The organism is Corallococcus sp. CA041A (assembly GCF_003612075.1).
GTDB lineage: Bacteria > Myxococcota > Myxococcia > Myxococcales > Myxococcaceae > Corallococcus > Corallococcus exiguus.
The window spans coordinates 1-16,899 of sequence record NZ_RAWF01000070.1; the positions used below are offsets into that span (position 1 = coordinate 1).

Below are 16,899 nucleotides of genomic sequence, written 5' to 3' on the forward strand. Positions count from 1 at the left end.
GCTGCGGGAAGGACTGCTCACGCGGCTGGCGTCCGGCTCGGAGGGGGGGCGCGCTTCGGCGGGCGGGGTGGCGCAGGTGGAGCTCGCGACCCGTGGGCTGGACGCGCTCCAGCCCTATCTCGAAGGCTACGTACCGCAGCTGCTGCTCACGGCGCTCGCGACACCGGCCCTGCTCGTCTGCGTGTGGCGCGCGGATCCGGTCTCCGCGGCCTTGATGGCGGGCTCGCTGCCGCTCATCCCGCTCTTCATGGTCCTGGTGGGCCGCTTCACGCGCGAGGCCACGGCGCGGCAGCTCACGAGCATGCAGCAGCTGAGCGCGCGGGTGCTGGACCTCATCACCGGGCTCGCCACGCTCCGGGCACTCGGCCGGCAGCGCGGCGCCGCGGCCCAGGTCCTGCGGCTGAGTGAGGCGCACGCGCGCACCACGCTCCAGGCGCTGCGGCGGGCCTTCCTCTCCAGCTTCGTGCTCGAGCTGATCGCCACGCTCTCCATCGCCAGCGTGGCGGTGGGGATTGGCCTGCGGCTGCTCGAAGGGGCGATGCCGCTGGAGACGGGCCTCTTCGTGCTGCTGATCGCGCCAGAGGTCTATGCGCCGCTGCGCCAGGTGGGCGCGCTCTTCCACGCGTCCGCGGAGGGAGCCGAGGCGGCGGCGCAGGCCATCGCGCGGCTCGAAGTCCCCCAGCCCGCACACGGCACGCTCGCCGCGCCACCGCTCACCTCCGGGACGCTGGAGCTGCGGGACGTCTCGGTCGCCACGCGCGACGTCGGGCGCCGCGCACCGGAGGGGCTCTCGTTCGTGCTGCCGTTGGGGCAGGGACGCATCCTCGGGTTGCGAGGGGAGAGCGGCGCGGGCAAGAGCACGGCCCTGGCGGTGGTGCTCGGGCTCCTGCCGCCCACGTGCGGTGGCGTCTTCCTGCGGCCCGAAGGCGCGGCGGCGCTCGCGCTCGGGTCGCTCGACCTGACGACGTACTGGGCCCAGCTCGCGTGGCTGCCTCAGCGGCTCCACCTGGAGCCTGGCACGGTGCGCGAGAGCGTCTGTCGGGGGCGCGTGATTCCGGCCTCCGCCCTGTCGGCCGCCGCGGAGGCCACCGGCTTCGATGCCGTCGCCGCGCGGCTGCCCGAAGGCTGGGACACGCGCTTGGGGCGGGACGGGCAGGGCCTCTCGCTGGGGCAGCGGCAGCGGCTGGCGCTCACCCGGATCCTCGCGGGCGACGAGCGGCTGCTGCTGCTCGACGAGCCCACGGCGCATCTGGATGAGGCCTCCGAGCAGCGCGTCCTCGAAGCGCTGAAGCAGCGCGCCCGGCAGGGGACGACCCTCCTCCTGGTCAGCCACCGCGCGCGGACGCTGGCCATCGCGGACGACGTCCTCACGCTCCACTCGCACGCGGCATCCCTGGACACCCTCGCGGAGGCCGCATGAGCCACCATCCCTTGCGCCAGGTGCTGCCGGAACTCGGGCTGCGTCCCCGCACGGTGGGCTTCGCGGTCGCGCTCGGGACGGCCGCGCTCTTCGCCTCGACGGCGCTGGGCGCGTTGTCCGCGTGGCTGATCGCGCGCGCCGCCGAGATGCCGCCGGTACTCGACCTCACGCTCGCCATCGTCGGCGTGCGGGCCCTGGGGCTTTCTCGCGCGGGCCTCCGCTACGCCCACCGGCTCGTCGCGCACGAACTGGCCCTGGGGGGCGTGGCGCGGCTGAGGGCCAGGCTGGTGGACGCGCTCGCGCGGGGGCCGCTTCCCCGGGTCCTCGGCCTCAAGCGCGGAGACCTCGTCGCGAGGCTCGGCGGTGACGTGGACGCGGTGGGCGAGGCGGTCATCCGCTCGCTCGTGCCCATGGCCATCGCGGCCGGTGTCGGCGTGGGCAGCGTCGCGCTGCTCGCCTTCTTCCTCCCGGCGGCGGCAGGGGCCCTGACCGTGAGCCTGGCCGTCGCGGGGGGCGTGGCGCCCTGGATGAATGCGCGCGCGCTGGCCCTCGCGGAGAAGGCGTCGTCGGCCACCCGGTCGCATCAGCTGTCCACCGCCCTGGAGCTGCTCGAAGGCGCGGCGGAGTGGAGGGTTTCGGGGCGAGCGCCGGTCTTGCTTGGAGTCCTGCGCGAGGATGACCTTCGTCTGGAGCGCCTCTGCGCGCGGGCCGCTCGCTGGACCGCCGCCGCGACCTTCCTGCTGCATGGCGCGTGGAGCGCGAGCGTAGGGGCGGCGCTCGTCCTCGGCTTCGCGGCGCTCGAACGCGGAGCGCTCTCCCAGGTGGAGCTCTGTGTCGTCGTGCTCGTGCCGCTCGGGGCGTTCGAGGCCCTCCAGTCCATGCCCGCGGCGCTGACCCAGTTGCTGCGCTCGACCGAGGCGGCCCTGCGGCTGCTTCCGTTCCTCGAGACGCCCGAGGCGGAGACTCCGGCCGCCGCGCTTCCATCTCCCGTGCTGGGGGGCCACCTGCGCGCGGAGGGGCTCGCGTGCGGCTGGCCGGGCCGGAGCGCCGCCGTCTCGGGCATCGACCTCACCGTGCTGCGGGGCAGGTCGCTCGCCCTCACCGGGCCCAGCGGGAGCGGGAAGACGACGCTGCTGCTCAGCCTCGCGGGGCACCTCCCTCCGAAGGAGGGGAAGGTGATGCTCGGCGGGGTCCCGCTCGAGGACGTGAGCGAGCAGCGTCGAGTGGAGCTGCTGCACTGCTCGACCGAGGATGCGCACCTCTTCGACACCACCCTGCGAGAGAACCTCCGGGCCGTGCGCGCGACGCTCACCGACGACGAGGCCATCGCGGCGCTGCGCAAGGCGGGCCTGGGGGAATGGTACGCGCGGCAGCCGCGGGGGCTCGACACGCCCCTGGGCCGCGGAGGCGAGGCCATCTCGGGAGGCGAGAGGCGGCGTGTCCTCCTCGCGCGCGCCTGGCTCTCGGAGGCCCCCTGGCTCCTGCTCGATGAGCCCACCGAGCATCTCGATCCGCGCACCGCGGCCCGTGTGATGCGAGACCTCGACGGGATGAAGGCGCACGGGCGCGGCCTGGTGGTCGTCACGCATGACGCGGACGTGGCGCGCGCGCTGGACAGCGTCCACGCACTCGCGCCAGCCTGACGCCCGCGCGTGTTCGGTGTAACCGTCCGGCCAACGACGTGCAGTGAGGGATTGCCGTGTTCGCGCGCGGCCGCCGGCCCGCCGCGGCCCCTAACCGTGGGCCGCGCCATTCCTGGGGGGCAGGAACTCGCCGTGGAACGTGGGCGGCAGGCCGTGTTCGAAGTGACAGCGCGCCACGGGCCCCGCGTCCAGCCGCTCGGCGTCCAGCACGGCCACGTGGGTGGTGTCCGTCTTCGTGTCGTAGACCTGGGTGAGGACCCAGCCATCGTCCTCGGCCTTCGAGCCGGGGCGGGGCACGAAGACGCCCTCGGAGGGGTACTGGCCCTCGCCCAGCTCGGCGCGTGTCACGCGGCCGGTGGTGACGTCCACGCGCACCATCGCGTCGTACATGCCGCGCCGGGCCGCGCGGGTGGAGTGCGCGCCCATGTAGGCCGCCTGGTACGGCCGGCACTCCACGCTGGGGGCCACGCGGGGGAACTCGCAGCTCAGCTCCATCAGTTGCTCGCTGCGGAACGTGCGGGCCTTCAGGTCGATGATCGCGCGGTGGAGCATGCCGTCGGCCTCGATGGACGGGGTGGCGCGCACCAGCTCTCCCAGCCACTGGTTGGAGGCGAAGTCGGGGTAGCGCACGTAGTCCACCACCAGCGTGTCGCATTCCTCGTACGCGTTGCAGAAGTGCCAGTTGAAGAAGGAGTCGGCGGGGATGCGGATGGGGTGCGCCACGTCGTCGATGGGCACCACCACCACCTCCGCCGCCGCCCCTGGCCGGAAGGAGACGTTGTCCGAGAATGCGCCGATGCGCAGCAGCATCTTCAGCACGTCGATGCGCATGGCCGGCAGGAAGAAGACGAGGTAGCGGTCCGTGGCCATGTAGTCATGGACCATGGTCGCGCCGGGCAGCGGCACGGACCCCAGGTGCCGCGCTCCGGCGCCGTCCGGCAGGGCGTACAGCTCCAGCGTGTTCACCCGGCCGTGGTGCTGGCCGAAATTGTAGAGGGTCTTGCGCGAGTGGACGCGGCGCGGGTGCGCGGAGAACGACTTCATCACCACGCCGTCGAGGTTCGTCTCGCCCAGGCTGGACAGGTCGTCCGGGGACAGCTCCACGGGGAGGTTCGGCTCGTGCAGCGCGTACAGCCGGCCGTTCCACGGCATCACCGCCGTGTTCGCGTTGTTCTTCTGGGGGTTGAGCAGCTTGTTGCGCAGCGGCGTGGGCATGGCGTAGCTGCCGTAGAGGTGCCGACCCGCCTTGCGCTCCGTGACCATGGTGCGCGTGTCCAGGAGCTTCGCCGCGCCCTGGACACCGTCTGGCCCGAAGCGCACGCCCATCACGCCGCCGTCGCCGTCGAACCAGTGCTGGACCGGCAGCCCGTGCACGTCGAACGTCCACGCGCCCGCGCGGAACAGCGTCCCGCGCAGCCCTTCGGGAATCCGTCCTTCCACCCGCAGGGGCTGGAAGTCATGCTGACGGGAGATGTTGCGGAAGGCCCGTTTCCAGGCTGGAAGGGGAGCAGCGGCCGGCGGAGGGAGCGCGGTGGTCATGGCGGGTCCTGGAAGAGCAGGGCGAAGGGTCAGGGCGAGGGCTGGGCGATGACCTGCGGTCCGAGCGCCCGGGCCTGCTCCTCGGCCTCGTCACGGCGAATCCCCACCAGCGTCCACATGCCCCCGCTGAAGTCGATGCATCCGAAGAACATGATGATGGGCTCGCACAGGCCCAGCACCGTGCAGACGATCAGCACCAGCGTGATGAAGGTGCGCCCCATCACCGCCCAGATGAAGAACTGGCGCATGTTCAGGACGGCGGCCTGGTGGGACATGAACGACATGGACACCAGCAGTCCGCCCGCCATGCGCATGAAGAACAGGTTCCCATCCGCCGCCCCGGGCGAGATGCCCATCACCTGGAGGAACAGGCCCGGCACCAGCAGCAGCGTGAAGGCCAGTGGGAACGTGTAGAAGACCCACACGTACATGGACCGGCCCGCGTGGCTCAGCGTGGATAGCTTGGGGAACACCTTCGGGGCGAACAGCATCATGTGGACGGACTCCGGCGGTCAGGCTTGAGGCGGTGACGGCGGCGTAGAGGAAAGCACAGGCGGCACGCATCCCGCACCGGGGGTGCGCGAACCCCTCTCTTGACACAGTGCCTGACTGTCTCGTTCACATGGACAGATTTCCGCGGCCCGCTCTCGCGGCTCAGCCATACAGCTCGGTCAGCGGTCCTGGCGCGATGCGGGTGCTGCCCTCCTGCCCGAAGGTGTTGAAGTCCGCGTCTCCGAACGCGTGGCCGAGCGTGTTGAAGAGGTTGGAGACCTGCCGGTTCCGGGCCGCGTCGTACTTCGGGTACACGACCGTGCGCCCGTCGGTCTTCAGGCCCAGCGCGTTGCCGCCCACCACGAGCTTCGGCCACTCACGCGAGGTGGAGTGGTGCTGCTCGCCGTTGTCGGACATGAAGACGATCGCCGTGTGATCCAGCATCGAGCCGCTCGCGCCGACCTCGGGCGTGGCGGCCAGCGTCCTCGCCAGGTTCGCTACCAGCTGCACGTGGCGGCGGGTGACCTCGGCGACGCGCTCCCAGTTCTGCCCCGCATCCAGGCCGTGCTGCAAGCTGTGTCGCGGGACGTCGCTCACGTCCGGGCCGTAGGCCACGTCGAAGCCCGAGGTGCCCGTCGCCAGCACGACCGTGTTCGTCAGCCCCCCCAGGAGGGCCGCCGTGGCGATCTGGAACTGCGCCTCGAACCACTTCAGCGAGTCGGGCGGTGAGCCCGCGCCGGTGAGGAGCGGGTTGTCCTTCGGCGCCAGCGGCAGGTAGGGCCGCACGCGGTCCGCCATGCCCGCGAGCTGATCCTCCCGCGTGCGCAGCGACTCGAGCGAGGAGAGGTAGCGCTCCAGTTTCAGCCGCTCGTTGGAGTTGCCCTTGAACTCCGCCAGCGCCTTGCGCGAGTCGGCCAGCGCGAAGTCGAAGAGCATCTTGCGATCGCGCCCATTCGTCGAGCCGCCGAGCAGCGAGCCGAAGGTGCTGTCGAACGCGAGCGACGGGTTGACGATGATGCCCGCGGGCTTGCGGGGGCCGAGCGCGCAGGTTTCGTACACGATCGACACGCGCGCGGAGCTGGTGCCCAGGCGCAGCACGTCGAACGGTGCACCCCGGCGCAGGCGAGGTGCGATCACCGCGTCGAAGGTCGCGCCCGCGCCGTTCACCGCGCAGCTCAGCCCGCCCGTCCCGCTGGAGTGCCCGCCGCCCGCGATGAGGTTCGAGAGCCCCAGCAGCACGGCGGAGCGGTTCACCAGGTCGAGGTTGCCGGAAGACCCCGCCAGCGGCCCGAGGCTGATCGCGCTGGCGAGATTGTCGCCCTCACGCACCAGCGGCGTGTCCTTGTACGCGTCCCAGAAGAGGCGGTCGGAGGTGTTGGCGCGTCCCCCCAGCGCCGCGCGGGTGCCCGTGCTCAGGAGCGCGCGGGGGTAGACGCCATTGCACTCGAGGACCAGCACCACGCGCGCCGGCAACGCCGACGACTGGGCGTAGACGTCGTGGAAGTAGGGCGCGAAGAGGCCGGCGGCCATGCCCTTCAGGACGGTTCGTCGCGAGAACATGGCAGTCACTCTCCAGCCTGCGGCACGCGCCGCGTCTTCCAGGTGTCGCTTGTCATCAGCGTGGTCAGCATCTTGGAGAACGAGCCGTTGTTCTGATCATACGCCTGCTCCATCTGCGTCAGCGTGCAGGCGTCGCTCACGTTCTCCGGGCGTCCCATGAAGTAGCGGAAGGCCTGTCGCACGAAGCAGCGTTTCACGTGCCGCGAGGTCGCCAGGCGCTCGCTCAACTCCACCGCGTCGCGCACCGGACCGTCCAGCGCGGGGTCCGGCATCGACGTGAGCGTCGAGCTTCCGTCCGGCGGGGTCCAGCCTCCGCTGGGCGAGTGATCCCGCGCGCGCAGGAAGCCCGCGTGGTTGTAGATCTCGAAGGGCAGGCCGAGCGGTTCCATCAGACGGTGACAGCCCTGACACTGCGATCCGGCGGTCGCCTCCTGCAGGCGGCGGCGCGCGTTCTTGTCGGCGGCGTGCGCGCCGACCTGGGCTGCCACCTGCACGCTGCTGAGCGGCGGGACGAAGCCGCACAGGAGGTTCTCGCGCACCCACTTGCCGCGGTGGACGATGGAGGGATCGTCCTCGAAGTTGCCGCCGTGCGCGGCCAGCCACACCGGGTGGGTCAGCACCCCCGCGCGCTCCGTGGCAGGCAGCGTCTTCCAGCGGCCCGCGACGGTCGCCGGGAGGATCTCGCTGACGTTGTAGGGGTGCGAGAGGCCCTTATGCGAGTCGTATGCCGCGTTCTGCATGGACGGCACGTAGAAGGTGCGCGTGGTGAGCAGGTTCGCCAGCACGTTCTGATCCTCGACCACCACCCGCGCGATCAGATCGTCGAACTGCTGGATGAAGGTCGGCTCCAGCGGATGGAAGTTGGTGAGCAGGTTGTCGTACGAGACCGAGCTGATGTAGCCGAGCCCCTCGAGCTCGAAGCGCGAGGTCGCCGCCGGGGACTCCTTGAACACCGCGGACACGTGCCCGTAGCCGAGCCACTCGCGGAAGAAGCCCGCGACGCCGTCACCCAGCCAGTACTGCCCGCGCTTGGAGCGCTGCTCCTCGTTGTAGTCCTGCACCAGATCGAAGCGCGGTGTCCCGTTCTGGTTGGCGTCGACGCCGCCCAGGTGCTTCTTGAGCAGGGCGGTGGTCGTCGCATCCTGCGTGAGCGAGCCATCCTTCGCGGCAATGGCCACGTCCGCCAGATGCCCCTCGAGGGGCGCGGAGTAGTACGGCCACACGAAGCTCGGCGTGGCCGAGGGCGCGCGCCCTGCCAGCGCGTAGGCCAGCTGCGAGCCCAGCTCGAGGCTGGTCAGTTCCACGCGGCCGTCGGCCGGATCGCCGCCCATCTCGCGGCGGAACATGGCGCCGGTCATCATCCATGCGGCGTTGGAGATCCGCGAGATGGAGTCCGCGCGGGTCTGCGGGGAGTAGCTCGGTTCCTGCGCGATGACCGAGGTCGCGAAGGCGGTGATGCGGGTGAGCTCATCCTCGGTGGGCGGGCGGAAGAAGACGCCGAACTCGAGCATCTGGCCGAGGTGGAAGCGCTTGCAGGTGTCGCTCGGGTTCGCGTCGTTGAACATGCAGCTGAAGCGGCTGTTGGTGAAGACACGCTCCATCCGGTTGCCGTCCGGGTAGTTCATCGTCCACGGCGAGGCGGCCGCGCCGACCACCGGCAGGAAGAGCTCCACCGTGGCCTCGTCCAGCGTCTCGTCCGTGGCCCAGGAGCTGTACTGCTCGATGGCGCTGGGATCGAGCGGGTTGTCGTAGAAGCTGAACCCGGTCCAGCTGCGCTCGACCGAACCACCGACGTTGCGGGTGAACTCGCGCCGGTTCATGCGGCGGATGCGCGTCGGCGCATCCGAGCGCACGCCGTCGGTGCAGGTGAAGAGCGTGGACTGTTCGAGCAGGTTGGGCTCGGGCACGACGGTCACGGGCGGCCCGTCCGTGCCACTGCAGAGGGGCATCCCCTCCTTGATCCAGGTCTCGAGCGCGGTGCGCTCGGCCGAGCTCGCGCGCTCATGCGGGGCTGGCGGCATCGGAGACGCGTCGTCGCGCATGCGGATGAGCGCGCGCTGGGCGTTGCTGAGCTTCCCATCCATCGCCGAGCTCACCCGCATGTCGTGCAGGGTGCGCAGCGGCATCGTCGCCCCCTGGGTCGGCAGCGCGCCGTGACAGCTGGCGCAGCGATGGGTGAGCACCGACTGCACCACGCACGCGGCGTCCACGTTCGCCCCGGCATCCCCGGGCCCATCGGGATCCCCTGGGTTGTTGGGGCCTCCGTCGTTGGTGTTTGGCCCGATGTTGCCCTTGCACGCAACGAGGCTCAACAGTCCGGCCAGCAGGAGGACGCGGTTCATCCGGCCAGTCTGGCACGGACGGCGGGTGAACTAGCAAGCGGGTTCCGCCAAACGGGCTCAGCCGGGACTGGCGCCCATCCTGATCAGGAGGCTGCCTGAATGCGGCGTTGCGGTGGCGGAGAGCTTCTTCTCCACGCTGAAGATAGAGCTCGTCTACGACACCCGCTTCAAGACGCGCGAGCAGGCCCGGGGCGCACTCTTCGAATACATCGAGGTATGCTACAATCGGAAGCGGCGCCACTCCGCCCTGGGCTACCTCAGCCACGTCGAGTTCGAGCGAGTGGCCACAACGAGTAGGCTGGCAGCGTAACCAACCTGTCTACGGAACCCGGTCACGCCCATCCACAGCGCAAGAAGAACGAAGGCCCCTACCGCACGGTAGATTTGAGGACGCATCCCAGGACTCAAGGAAAGACCCTCGTGGCCTGACGGGCCCCCGAGTCGGATCAAGGCGCTGCCCGTCCGCCGATCTCCGGGAACCGTTCATAGGCTCGCTGGAGCGCGTCCAGGTGGGCGAGGTTGTCCAGGTCGAGGGGCGCGTCGGTGAGCTGCACGACCCACCCGCCCGACTCCGTGCGACGTGCTCGTGAGAGACGGTCGGCGTCGCGGGTCGGGTCCGGAAACCCGATGATCTTCGCGGCAGCGGCCGACCAGTAGTTCAGCCAACCGAGGCGATGCGGGATCTCTGGCGCGCGGATCTTCTCAGGCAGCTTGAGTGCTGGCAGCCCTCGGGGCGGAATCCCTGGCTTGTGGACCGGATCTCGTGTTTGCCGTGCGATCTCGACACCCGAGCTAGACGGCGTCGCATGCCCCCAAAACGCGCGGGCCCCCTCTGCCACGCCTACGAGAACATCCGCTGCGGCTGCGATGACGGCCTCGTCCAGTGGTAGCTCTGCATGGACGTCGAGTAACGGCTGCCGGCCCGGTGCCCGGCGCGCGGGAGTTTGCAATCCATAAATCGTGACGGGGTAGCTCTCGTCACCGTTGCACACCAGCGGAAAGCTCCCATCTTTCGTTCCTTCGGTGAGCCACGCGTCGCGCTGCGGCAGTGAGATGAGGCGTCCGTCGTCGGCAACTCTCCACTCCAGGCGCATTCCGGGGATCGTACGTTCCATCCCGTGGACGACAGCGAGTGTGCGACCGTCTTTAATGTTGAGAGCGGGCGCGTAGACAATGACGTCGAGGGTGCTTTGGGTGGTCATCGCTTGCACCCCGTGACAACGATTTCCAGTTCGGGCGCCGCGCGCTCCAGCGCTGTTTTGTGTGCGGTGCTGCTCACGCCAACGACGAAGCCATATCCACAAGACTCTGCAATGTCTTGCTCTTCCCGCATCTTGGTCGCCTGTTCGCCGATCACCTGACGTCGGAGAAAGTCAGTGTACGTGTCGAATTGATGGGTCTTGATCTCCCACAGCTTGCGCACGCCGACTTGCAACGCATCGAAGCGCACACCGCCAACAAGCACATCCATTCCGGGATAACGGTTGGGTGGGAACTTGTCGGCACATTCATTATGCGGGTCATCCTCGCCAGCGTGGGGCACTGGAACAGGATCGCAACTGGCGCGTCCCGTCCGGTCCACGGGCACGGGCGGCACTGGGGGCTGCCGGTCCTGCCCCGCTGGCTCGGGCTTCAGCTTGGCCTTGCGTGGGGCTTCCGCTTCCCGGGAAGCCACCTTCGTTCCTCGCGAGGTCCCTGCTTCCCCGGGGTAGGCGTGGCGGAGTTCATATGCATCCAGCGCTTCGTTGATGGCGACGCCGACCACCACCACGCCAAGTACGATCACGGCTCCCACGGCAATCTCAGGAGCCGCCAGTACGCAGAACCCGATTCCCACGGCAGCGGCGTCAGCGGAGGCGACCGTGCATCTTCCCGTGGTGTCGTGGAACTCGAGCCGGTCATGGTCAAGGGTTTGATAGCACCGCTCCACCAGAACCGGCCAAGGTTGGGACGCCTCGCGGACCACGCACCTCCCACCGTCTGTCCACGGCAGGGTCGCTGCTCGCTGGAGGTTGGCGATCCTCGGGTTCCGGGGTGCGTGCTCTTTGTGACGCGGTGCCGACGTGGCGCAAGCTGAGAGGAAGAGCAGGAGTGCGGCGCAGGCGCGGAGTCGCATGGTCACGTCCGTTCAGTCGAGCCAGCGGTCATTTCGTTGCTTCAATAGCGCGTTATTTCGTGACCGACGAACCCCGAGAGCTAAACGAGCCGGAGGCCGCCCGGCCCGCGTTCAGCCCCGGCGTAGCGCTCAGCGTCGCGCGTGCCGGGCCTCGGCCGCTTTGAGGACGTGCTCCTTGAGCAGGTAGCCGAAGCCCGCGTTGCGCAGCCGGACGATGAGCTCGTCCCGGGTCGTCTTGAGATGCTCGGCGGTGCGCTCCAGGCTCCAGCCCCCTTGCGCGAGCTGCTTGAGCAGATAGGCCCGGCGCGTCTGCGCCGCCGAGAGCCGGTAGGTCTTGAGGTACTCGACCGTGCCGTCGCCGCGCAGGATGGCCTCGCCCATGTGGTTCTCCTCCGAGGGCGACAAGCCCGTGATGAAGCGCTGGAGATGGAAAGGACCCGCCTCGTAGAGGGGGGAGGTGAGCACCTCGGCGCCGATGATGCCCTCGGCCATGAAGCCCATGAAGTCCGCCCAGTCCGCGCGCATGCGCTCGATGGCGGCCCTCAGGTCCTTCATCGAGTTCACGCTCGCGTCCTCCACGCCTGTCCCCAGCACGGGCACGTCTCCCAGGAAGCCGTACTGCACGAGCAGATCCCCGTAGAAGTCCTCGAGCAGGGCCCGGTGCAGGGCGCGGTAGTCCTCGGGGTGCGAGACGATGGCGCAGGAGAGCAGCGCGTCCGCCTGGAAGATGAGCACGCCCACCTGGCGCTCGTGCAGCTCGAAGATGCGCAGCGCCTCCGCGAAGGCCGCGCTGGCCCAACCCGAGGAGCTCCACTCGCTCCGGGGATTGAGCCCCTGGGAGAGCGCCTCCTGGGAGTACTCGCTCCATGCCACCTGCGGCCCGCCGAAATACAGCGCGAGAAAGCCCTCCATCGTCAGGTGCATGGGCAACAGCCGCAGCCGGTTCTTGTCCTCGCGGTGCACCATGCGGTGCAGCACCCGCGTCGAGGAGAAGGGCCCGCGCTTGAGGCTCTTGCCCTCCTTGGCCTCCGGCTTGCGCAGCCGGGTCTCGGAGGTCACCGCCGCGCCCTTGTCGTCCCAGTCCACCACCAGGCCATGGGGGACGTAGGACACGTAATGGAGCCCGGGCTCCATCAACCCGCCCTGGAGCGACACGACGCTCACGTCCTCGTCGTAGCTCCTGCGGGTGATGCGCAGGTCTCCGGGGATGTCATCGCGCAGCACGGGCACCAAGCGGATGCTCCCCCAGACCTGCGAGGGCGCGAGCCGCAGCCCCGTGAGCGGTAGCCGCCGCACCGCGCTCTTGTCTCCCTCCTTCATGCCACCTCCTCGTCGAGCGACTCTTCCGGGAGCTCGGAGCGGGACTTCGGGGGCTCGGTTCCGGCGTGGCCTCGGGGCGAGTGCTCGAGCATCCGCCGCACGCGCGCCGCCAGGTAGTCCTCGAGTTCCGCCAGGGGAGAGGCCCCCTCGGCGAAGCGCGCGAAGCCGAGCACCGTGGGCAGGTCCTCCGCGTCCCGCACGCCCACGGTGGGCACGTGCGTCCCGATCCCCCGGGGCGCGTAGAGCTCCGAGGCGAACACCGGGTTGGCGTGGATGATGGTGGTGCGGCGGGCGGGGTCCAGCTTCGTGCGAAACAGGCGGGTGACCTCGGCCACGGCGTTGGGGGGATCATTGTCGTAGCCATCCGACACGACGACCACCAGCTCGGGCATCCAGTCCAGCGCGTCCAGCAGTGGGGTGGCGAGGTCCGTCTGCCCCCGGGCGCGCGAGAGCAGGGGGTGCTCGGGAGGATGCATCCAGAAAGCGCGGTATTCGCGCGCCGTGGCGGCCAGCAGGTAGTGCGCCGCGAGCGCCACCCCGAGCGGCCGGCGGCGCTTCTCGCTCGAGCCCGAGGCGGAGTGGCTGTTGTCCAGCACGGCCGCCACCCGGCCCAGGGGCACCGAGGCCCGGCGCAGGCTGTTCACCGCCGCCTGCTCGAGCGCCGTGTGCAGCTCCGCCAGCCGCTCCCGTCGCACCTCCAGGGGGAGGGAGAGCACGTAGAGCGCCAGCCGGGTGAGCGGTGTGCGCCCCAGGTCGAGGGCGATGGCCCCTTGGGCGCGCGTGGCCGAGCCCTGCAAGCGCAGCCTCTCGGCGGCGGTGAGGCGCGGCTCGATCTTCCGCAGGAAGACGTCCCGGGGGAGCTGGTGCTTCGCGGCGAGCCCCTCGGCGACGGTGTAGGGCAGCTCGAAGAGGGCGGATGCGTCGTAGTGGGCCTTGCGGAACGTCTCCAGCAGGGGAGCCTGGAACACGCGCTTTCGCCAGCCGTGGAAGAGAAAGGGGTTGAGCTCTCCGGGCAGCTTGAGGTGGGTGTGCGCCACGGCGGCGCGCAGCTTGGAGCGGTACTTCACCGCGTCGAAGTGCAGGTCCGCGCGCCCCTTCAGGAACTCGCGCACGATGGCGCGGGAGCGGCGGTTGTTGATGCGCCGCTCGCGCAGCACGTCCAGCACCCGGTAGGCCCGCTGGGGCGGCAGGGCCCGGAGCGCCGCCGCGATGAGCGCGCCCTCCTCGTGCCGGTCCGCGGACGGGGTCTGCTTCCCGCTCGCCAGCAGGTTGAGGATGATCTGCGCCTGGTTGAAGTGGTTGATGCCCGCGGCCAGGGTGCGCGTGTAGAGGCGGCGGTAGTTGCCGAGGATGTAGGCGTGCAGGAACTCGATGGACACCGCCTGCCCGCGCCCGTCGTTGTAGAACTCGCGCTGCCCGGTGCACGAGAAGCACGCGTTGACGAACATGACCAGGTCCTCACGGGCGACCTGCTCGGCACGTGCTCCCACGATGTCCATCGAAGGTTCACCCTTCCTGAGGCGGGAGCGCCGCTCGGGGAGGGCGGACACGATTAGCTAGTCAAGCTCCAAAGGCCCGGTTCGGAAATCGCATCACAGTCCCGCGAGCGGCGCCCCTCACCGTACCATGACGCGGCAGACGTCCGCGGACTGACACACGCGGGGAGCCGGCTCCGGCAAGTCCAGGCTCCGCGAGGCTCGGTCTACTCGCGCTGATTCCAAAGGACCGGCTGACCTCGAGCACCGCTCCGTCCGAGCAGCACGAGCGGTGTGCGCGATTCTGTAGCACCTGGGGTGATGAGCCGGTTTCATGCCCTCGTTCAAAAGGGCGTCTGGCCTGAAGCGGGCTTCACCACCGAAAGCCCCTGTCGGCGGATCAACTCGTCCAATTCCGGGAGCCGGGTGGAGGGGGCGTTCAGCCGCGAATGCGCTTGCCGAATGGCGCGAACGCGACCATTCCGAGCTTGAGGTGCTGCAGCGCGAACGGGATGCCGATGATCGTCAGCGCCAGGCTGACGCCGATGACGACGTTGGTGAGGAAGATCCAGATTCCAGCGAAGAGTGCCCAGACGATGTTGAGCCCGAAGCTCATCGCGCCTGCGCTGGGAAGATCCTCGATGTCCTTGCCGAAGGGCATCAGCGCGAGACCGGCCATCTTGAAGCACTGCACGCCAAACGGGATGCCGACGAGGGTGAGGCAGAGCACCAGTCCACCCAACAGGTACTCGAGGCAGAGCACCAGCCCTCCGCCGAAGATGATCCACACCAGGTTCAGAAGCAGGTTCATGATCGGCTTATACGTTGGAGTCGTCAGTCGATGACATGAGCCTGCCTGAATTTCGCCAGGCCTCGATTTCAGGAGCCGCGCGCGCTGCTATCGCTTGAGCCAGGGCGCGGGGTGTTTGTCCATCCCCGAGCCCCGTCGTGGAGGCGTCCCGCCAACCGGCGCCTACTCCTCCGCGGCCTCCTGGGGCTCCTGGAAGTCCACGTCGAAGTTGACGCGCTGGCCGGGCTCGATGGTGAAGGTCTTCTGCCAGTGCGATGGGCCCACGGTGACGTTGAGGCGGTGGTAGCCCTCGAAGACGTCCAGCTCCTCCACGGGGACCGTGCCCACGGGCTTGCCGTCCACGGAGACGTTGGCGCCGGCGGGACCGCGCACGTTGATGAAGGCCTTGTTGAGGAAGAACTGGTAGGCGGAGCGGCCCGTGGGGGCCACCGTCACGGTGCGCGATACGGAGATGCCGAGCGCGCCGTTGGTGAAGGTCAGCAGGTGCTTGCCCGGCGGCAGCGACGCGGACAGCGGCGTGCGGCCCAGCAGCGCGTTGTTGAGCGTGACCTCCACGCGGGGCTCCACGGTGAGGTCCAGGATGCCCATCACGGGGCCCGCGTCCACACCGGCGTCCACGCCCGCGTCCTCGATGCCCGCGTCGAAGGGCTCGGCGACGACGATGGGCAGGCCCGCGTCGAACGTCTCCACCGTCATCGTGCCCTGGAGCTGGCGCTGGACGATCACCGCGCCCGCGCCGAGCGTCAGCACCAGACCGCCCACCACGAACGGCACCCAGGAGCGTGACGGCTTCTGCGTGGCCACCGTCTGCGCCGTGGGGCTCGCCGCTCCACCGAAGATGGGGCCCGCGGGCCGCGTCTCCGTGGATGCAGTCGGAGCAGGGGAGGGCGTCACGGGCTGTGCCGTGGCCTGGCTCGCGGTGCTCGGGGCCGCGCTCTGCACCGGGGCCGCGACAGGAGTGCTCCTCGGCGCCTGCACGGGTGCCGGGGCCACCGTCGCCACGGGCTGCGCGGGGGAGGAAGCCTGAGGCGCCGCAGTCACGGGCTGCACAGGCGCGGAAGCCTGCGGCGCGGCGGCCACGGCCTGCACGGGAGCCGGCTTGCTGCTCTCCGCCGAGGAGAATTCCGGCACCTTGCTCTTCACGGGCTCCACGAGCCCCGCGCCGTTCGCGATGATCTCCGCGATCTGCGGCGTCGGCATGCCCGCCTTCGCCAGTGCCTCCGCGATGCCCTTCTCAATCGTCGCCCGCCGCGCCGCGCGAGCCTCGGCCTCCGGCGGGAACAGCTTCGCCAGGTGCTCCGCGAACTCCTCGTGCGTCGGCAGCTTGCCAATCGCATCCACCAGCGCCTCGCGGAACGCGAGCGCCGACGAGTAGCGCTCCAACGCCCGCTTCGTCGTCGCACGGCGCACGACGGCATCCAGCTTCAGCGGCACGTCCGCCGGCATCGGGGGCAGGGCGCGGTTGAGCACCGCCTTGTCCGGATCCGCCGACTCCTTGAACGGCATCTTCCCCGTGAGGCACTCGTGCAGCGTGAGGCCCAGCAGGAACACGTCCGACTGCACGTTGACCGCTTCACGCCCGCCCAACAGCTGCTCCGGAGACGTGTACGCGCGGCGGTTCTTCACGCGCTTGCCACCGCGCTCACGCGGCGCCACGGACAGCGCGCCGTAGCCCGTCACCTTCGTGTAGCCGCTGAAGGACACCATCAGCGTCTCGGGCCGGATGTCTCCGTGCACCAGCGGCGAACCGTCGTCGTTGCCCGCCACGTGCGCGTAGTGCAGCCCCATGGCCGCGTCCGCCACCACCAGCGCCGCGAAGCCCGGCGTCATGCGCGGGTTCGCTTCCAGCACGCGCCGCAGCGGCTCACCGTCCGCGAACTCGGTGACGCGCGCCAGGCCTCCGTCCAGCTTCTCCAGGCCGTGCACGCGCAGGATGTTCGGGTGCTCGAAGACGATGGCGCGGTTCGTCTCGCGCTCCAGGCGCGCCACCAGCTCCGGGTTCTGCGCGATTTCAGGCGGTGCCCAGATGAGCACCACGGGGCGGGGCGTGGCGCCTTCCTCAATCGACAGTCCGAGGAAGGCACGCGAGCCCTCTCCGGCAAGGAGGGGGCCGAGTGACTGATAGCGAGGCGAACTCATGGGAACGGCATGCTAGTGCCCTTCCCGTCGATCCTGGAATCC

At 69.8% G+C, this 16,899-nt stretch carries 12 protein-coding genes and 1 pseudogene; 3 read left to right on the forward strand and 10 right to left on the reverse strand.

Annotated elements, in window-relative coordinates; all coding sequences use genetic code 11:
* Both cydD and cydC read left to right on the forward strand, forming a co-directional pair.
* The coding region (gene cydD / locus D7V77_RS14830) for a thiol reductant ABC exporter subunit CydD (RefSeq protein WP_120576940.1) at positions 1-1,420 on the forward strand (1,420 nt) is incomplete at its 5' end.
* Positions 1,417-3,063, forward strand: a complete 1,647-nt coding sequence (gene cydC, locus D7V77_RS14835) for a thiol reductant ABC exporter subunit CydC (RefSeq protein WP_120576941.1) — start codon at positions 1,417-1,419, stop codon at positions 3,061-3,063. The genes cydD and cydC, both read left to right, overlap by 4 nt.
* 90 nt (positions 3,064-3,153) lie before the next feature.
* Here the strand turns inward: cydC and D7V77_RS14840 are convergent, their stop codons facing one another.
* The 4 genes from D7V77_RS14840 to D7V77_RS14855 form a co-directional block, all read right to left on the reverse strand.
* Entirely contained in the window at positions 3,154-4,602 is a 1,449-nt protein-coding gene (locus tag D7V77_RS14840; protein ID WP_120576942.1) for a carotenoid oxygenase family protein, read from the reverse strand.
* Between the two features lie 29 nt (positions 4,603-4,631).
* Complete coding sequence (locus tag D7V77_RS14845; RefSeq protein ID WP_120576943.1) at positions 4,632-5,096, reverse strand: hypothetical protein; 465 nt, start codon at positions 5,094-5,096, stop codon at positions 4,632-4,634.
* A 160-nt stretch (positions 5,097-5,256) separates the two neighbouring features.
* The gene (locus D7V77_RS14850) at positions 5,257-6,654 is read right to left on the reverse strand and encodes a DUF1552 domain-containing protein (RefSeq protein WP_120576944.1); all 1,398 of its coding nucleotides are present in this window, start codon (positions 6,652-6,654) and stop codon (positions 5,257-5,259) included.
* A 5-nt stretch (positions 6,655-6,659) separates the two neighbouring features.
* Entirely contained in the window at positions 6,660-8,996 is a 2,337-nt protein-coding gene (locus tag D7V77_RS14855; protein WP_120576945.1) for a DUF1588 domain-containing protein, read from the reverse strand.
* 109 nt (positions 8,997-9,105) lie between these two features.
* Here D7V77_RS14855 and D7V77_RS14860 point away from each other — a divergent pair.
* A pseudogene (locus D7V77_RS14860) lies at positions 9,106-9,306 on the forward strand (IS3 family transposase); the annotation flags it as partial.
* A gap of 136 nt (positions 9,307-9,442) precedes the next feature.
* Here D7V77_RS14860 and D7V77_RS14865 read toward each other — a convergent pair.
* The 6 genes from D7V77_RS14865 to D7V77_RS14890 form a co-directional block, all read right to left on the reverse strand.
* The gene (locus D7V77_RS14865; protein WP_120576946.1) at positions 9,443-10,198 is read right to left on the reverse strand and encodes a DUF5953 family protein; all 756 of its coding nucleotides are present in this window, start codon (positions 10,196-10,198) and stop codon (positions 9,443-9,445) included.
* On the reverse strand, positions 10,195-11,112 hold the full coding sequence (locus D7V77_RS14870; protein WP_120576969.1) for a DUF6310 domain-containing protein: 918 nt from the start codon (positions 11,110-11,112) through the stop codon (positions 10,195-10,197). The genes D7V77_RS14865 and D7V77_RS14870 overlap by 4 nt, the downstream gene beginning before the upstream one ends.
* A gap of 129 nt (positions 11,113-11,241) precedes the next feature.
* Positions 11,242-12,432: a hypothetical protein gene (locus tag D7V77_RS14875; RefSeq protein WP_120576947.1), complete on the reverse strand. Its 1,191-nt coding sequence runs from the start codon at positions 12,430-12,432 to the stop codon at positions 11,242-11,244.
* Positions 12,429-13,931 carry a hypothetical protein gene (locus tag D7V77_RS14880; protein ID WP_233596993.1) on the reverse strand — a complete coding sequence of 501 codons (1,503 nt, stop codon included), beginning with the start codon at positions 13,929-13,931 and terminating at the stop codon, positions 12,429-12,431. The genes D7V77_RS14875 and D7V77_RS14880 overlap by 4 nt, the downstream gene beginning before the upstream one ends.
* A gap of 415 nt (positions 13,932-14,346) precedes the next feature.
* On the reverse strand, positions 14,347-14,718 hold the full coding sequence (locus D7V77_RS14885; RefSeq protein WP_014396275.1) for a YccF domain-containing protein: 372 nt from the start codon (positions 14,716-14,718) through the stop codon (positions 14,347-14,349).
* 162 nt (positions 14,719-14,880) lie between these two features.
* Positions 14,881-16,857: a serine/threonine-protein kinase gene (locus D7V77_RS14890; RefSeq protein ID WP_120576948.1), complete on the reverse strand. Its 1,977-nt coding sequence runs from the start codon at positions 16,855-16,857 to the stop codon at positions 14,881-14,883.
* Between the last annotated feature and the right edge of the window lie 42 nt (positions 16,858-16,899).

What these genes read in the sequence shown, in the direction of transcription:
- D7V77_RS14855 (WP_120576945.1), bottom strand. Translation starts at nt 8,996, where the DNA reads ATGAACCGCGTCCTCCTGCTGGCCGGACTGTTGAGCCTCGTTGCGTGC.
- D7V77_RS14880 (WP_233596993.1), bottom strand. Translation starts at nt 13,931, where the DNA reads ATGGACATCGTGGGAGCACGTGCCGAGCAGGTCGCCCGTGAGGACCTG.
- D7V77_RS14885 (WP_014396275.1), bottom strand. Translation starts at nt 14,718, where the DNA reads ATGAACCTGCTTCTGAACCTGGTGTGGATCATCTTCGGCGGAGGGCTG.
- cydC (WP_120576941.1), top strand. Translation starts at nt 1,417, where the DNA reads ATGAGCCACCATCCCTTGCGCCAGGTGCTGCCGGAACTCGGGCTGCGT.
- D7V77_RS14870 (WP_120576969.1), bottom strand. Translation starts at nt 11,112, where the DNA reads ATGCGACTCCGCGCCTGCGCCGCACTCCTGCTCTTCCTCTCAGCTTGC.
- D7V77_RS14845 (WP_120576943.1), bottom strand. Translation starts at nt 5,096, where the DNA reads ATGATGCTGTTCGCCCCGAAGGTGTTCCCCAAGCTATCCACGCTGAGC.
- D7V77_RS14840 (WP_120576942.1), bottom strand. Translation starts at nt 4,602, where the DNA reads ATGACCACCGCGCTCCCTCCGCCGGCCGCTGCTCCCCTTCCAGCCTGG.
- D7V77_RS14890 (WP_120576948.1), bottom strand. Translation starts at nt 16,857, where the DNA reads ATGAGTTCGCCTCGCTATCAGTCACTCGGCCCCCTCCTTGCCGGAGAG.
- D7V77_RS14875 (WP_120576947.1), bottom strand. Translation starts at nt 12,432, where the DNA reads ATGAAGGAGGGAGACAAGAGCGCGGTGCGGCGGCTACCGCTCACGGGG.
- D7V77_RS14865 (WP_120576946.1), bottom strand. Translation starts at nt 10,198, where the DNA reads ATGACCACCCAAAGCACCCTCGACGTCATTGTCTACGCGCCCGCTCTC.
- D7V77_RS14850 (WP_120576944.1), bottom strand. Translation starts at nt 6,654, where the DNA reads ATGTTCTCGCGACGAACCGTCCTGAAGGGCATGGCCGCCGGCCTCTTC.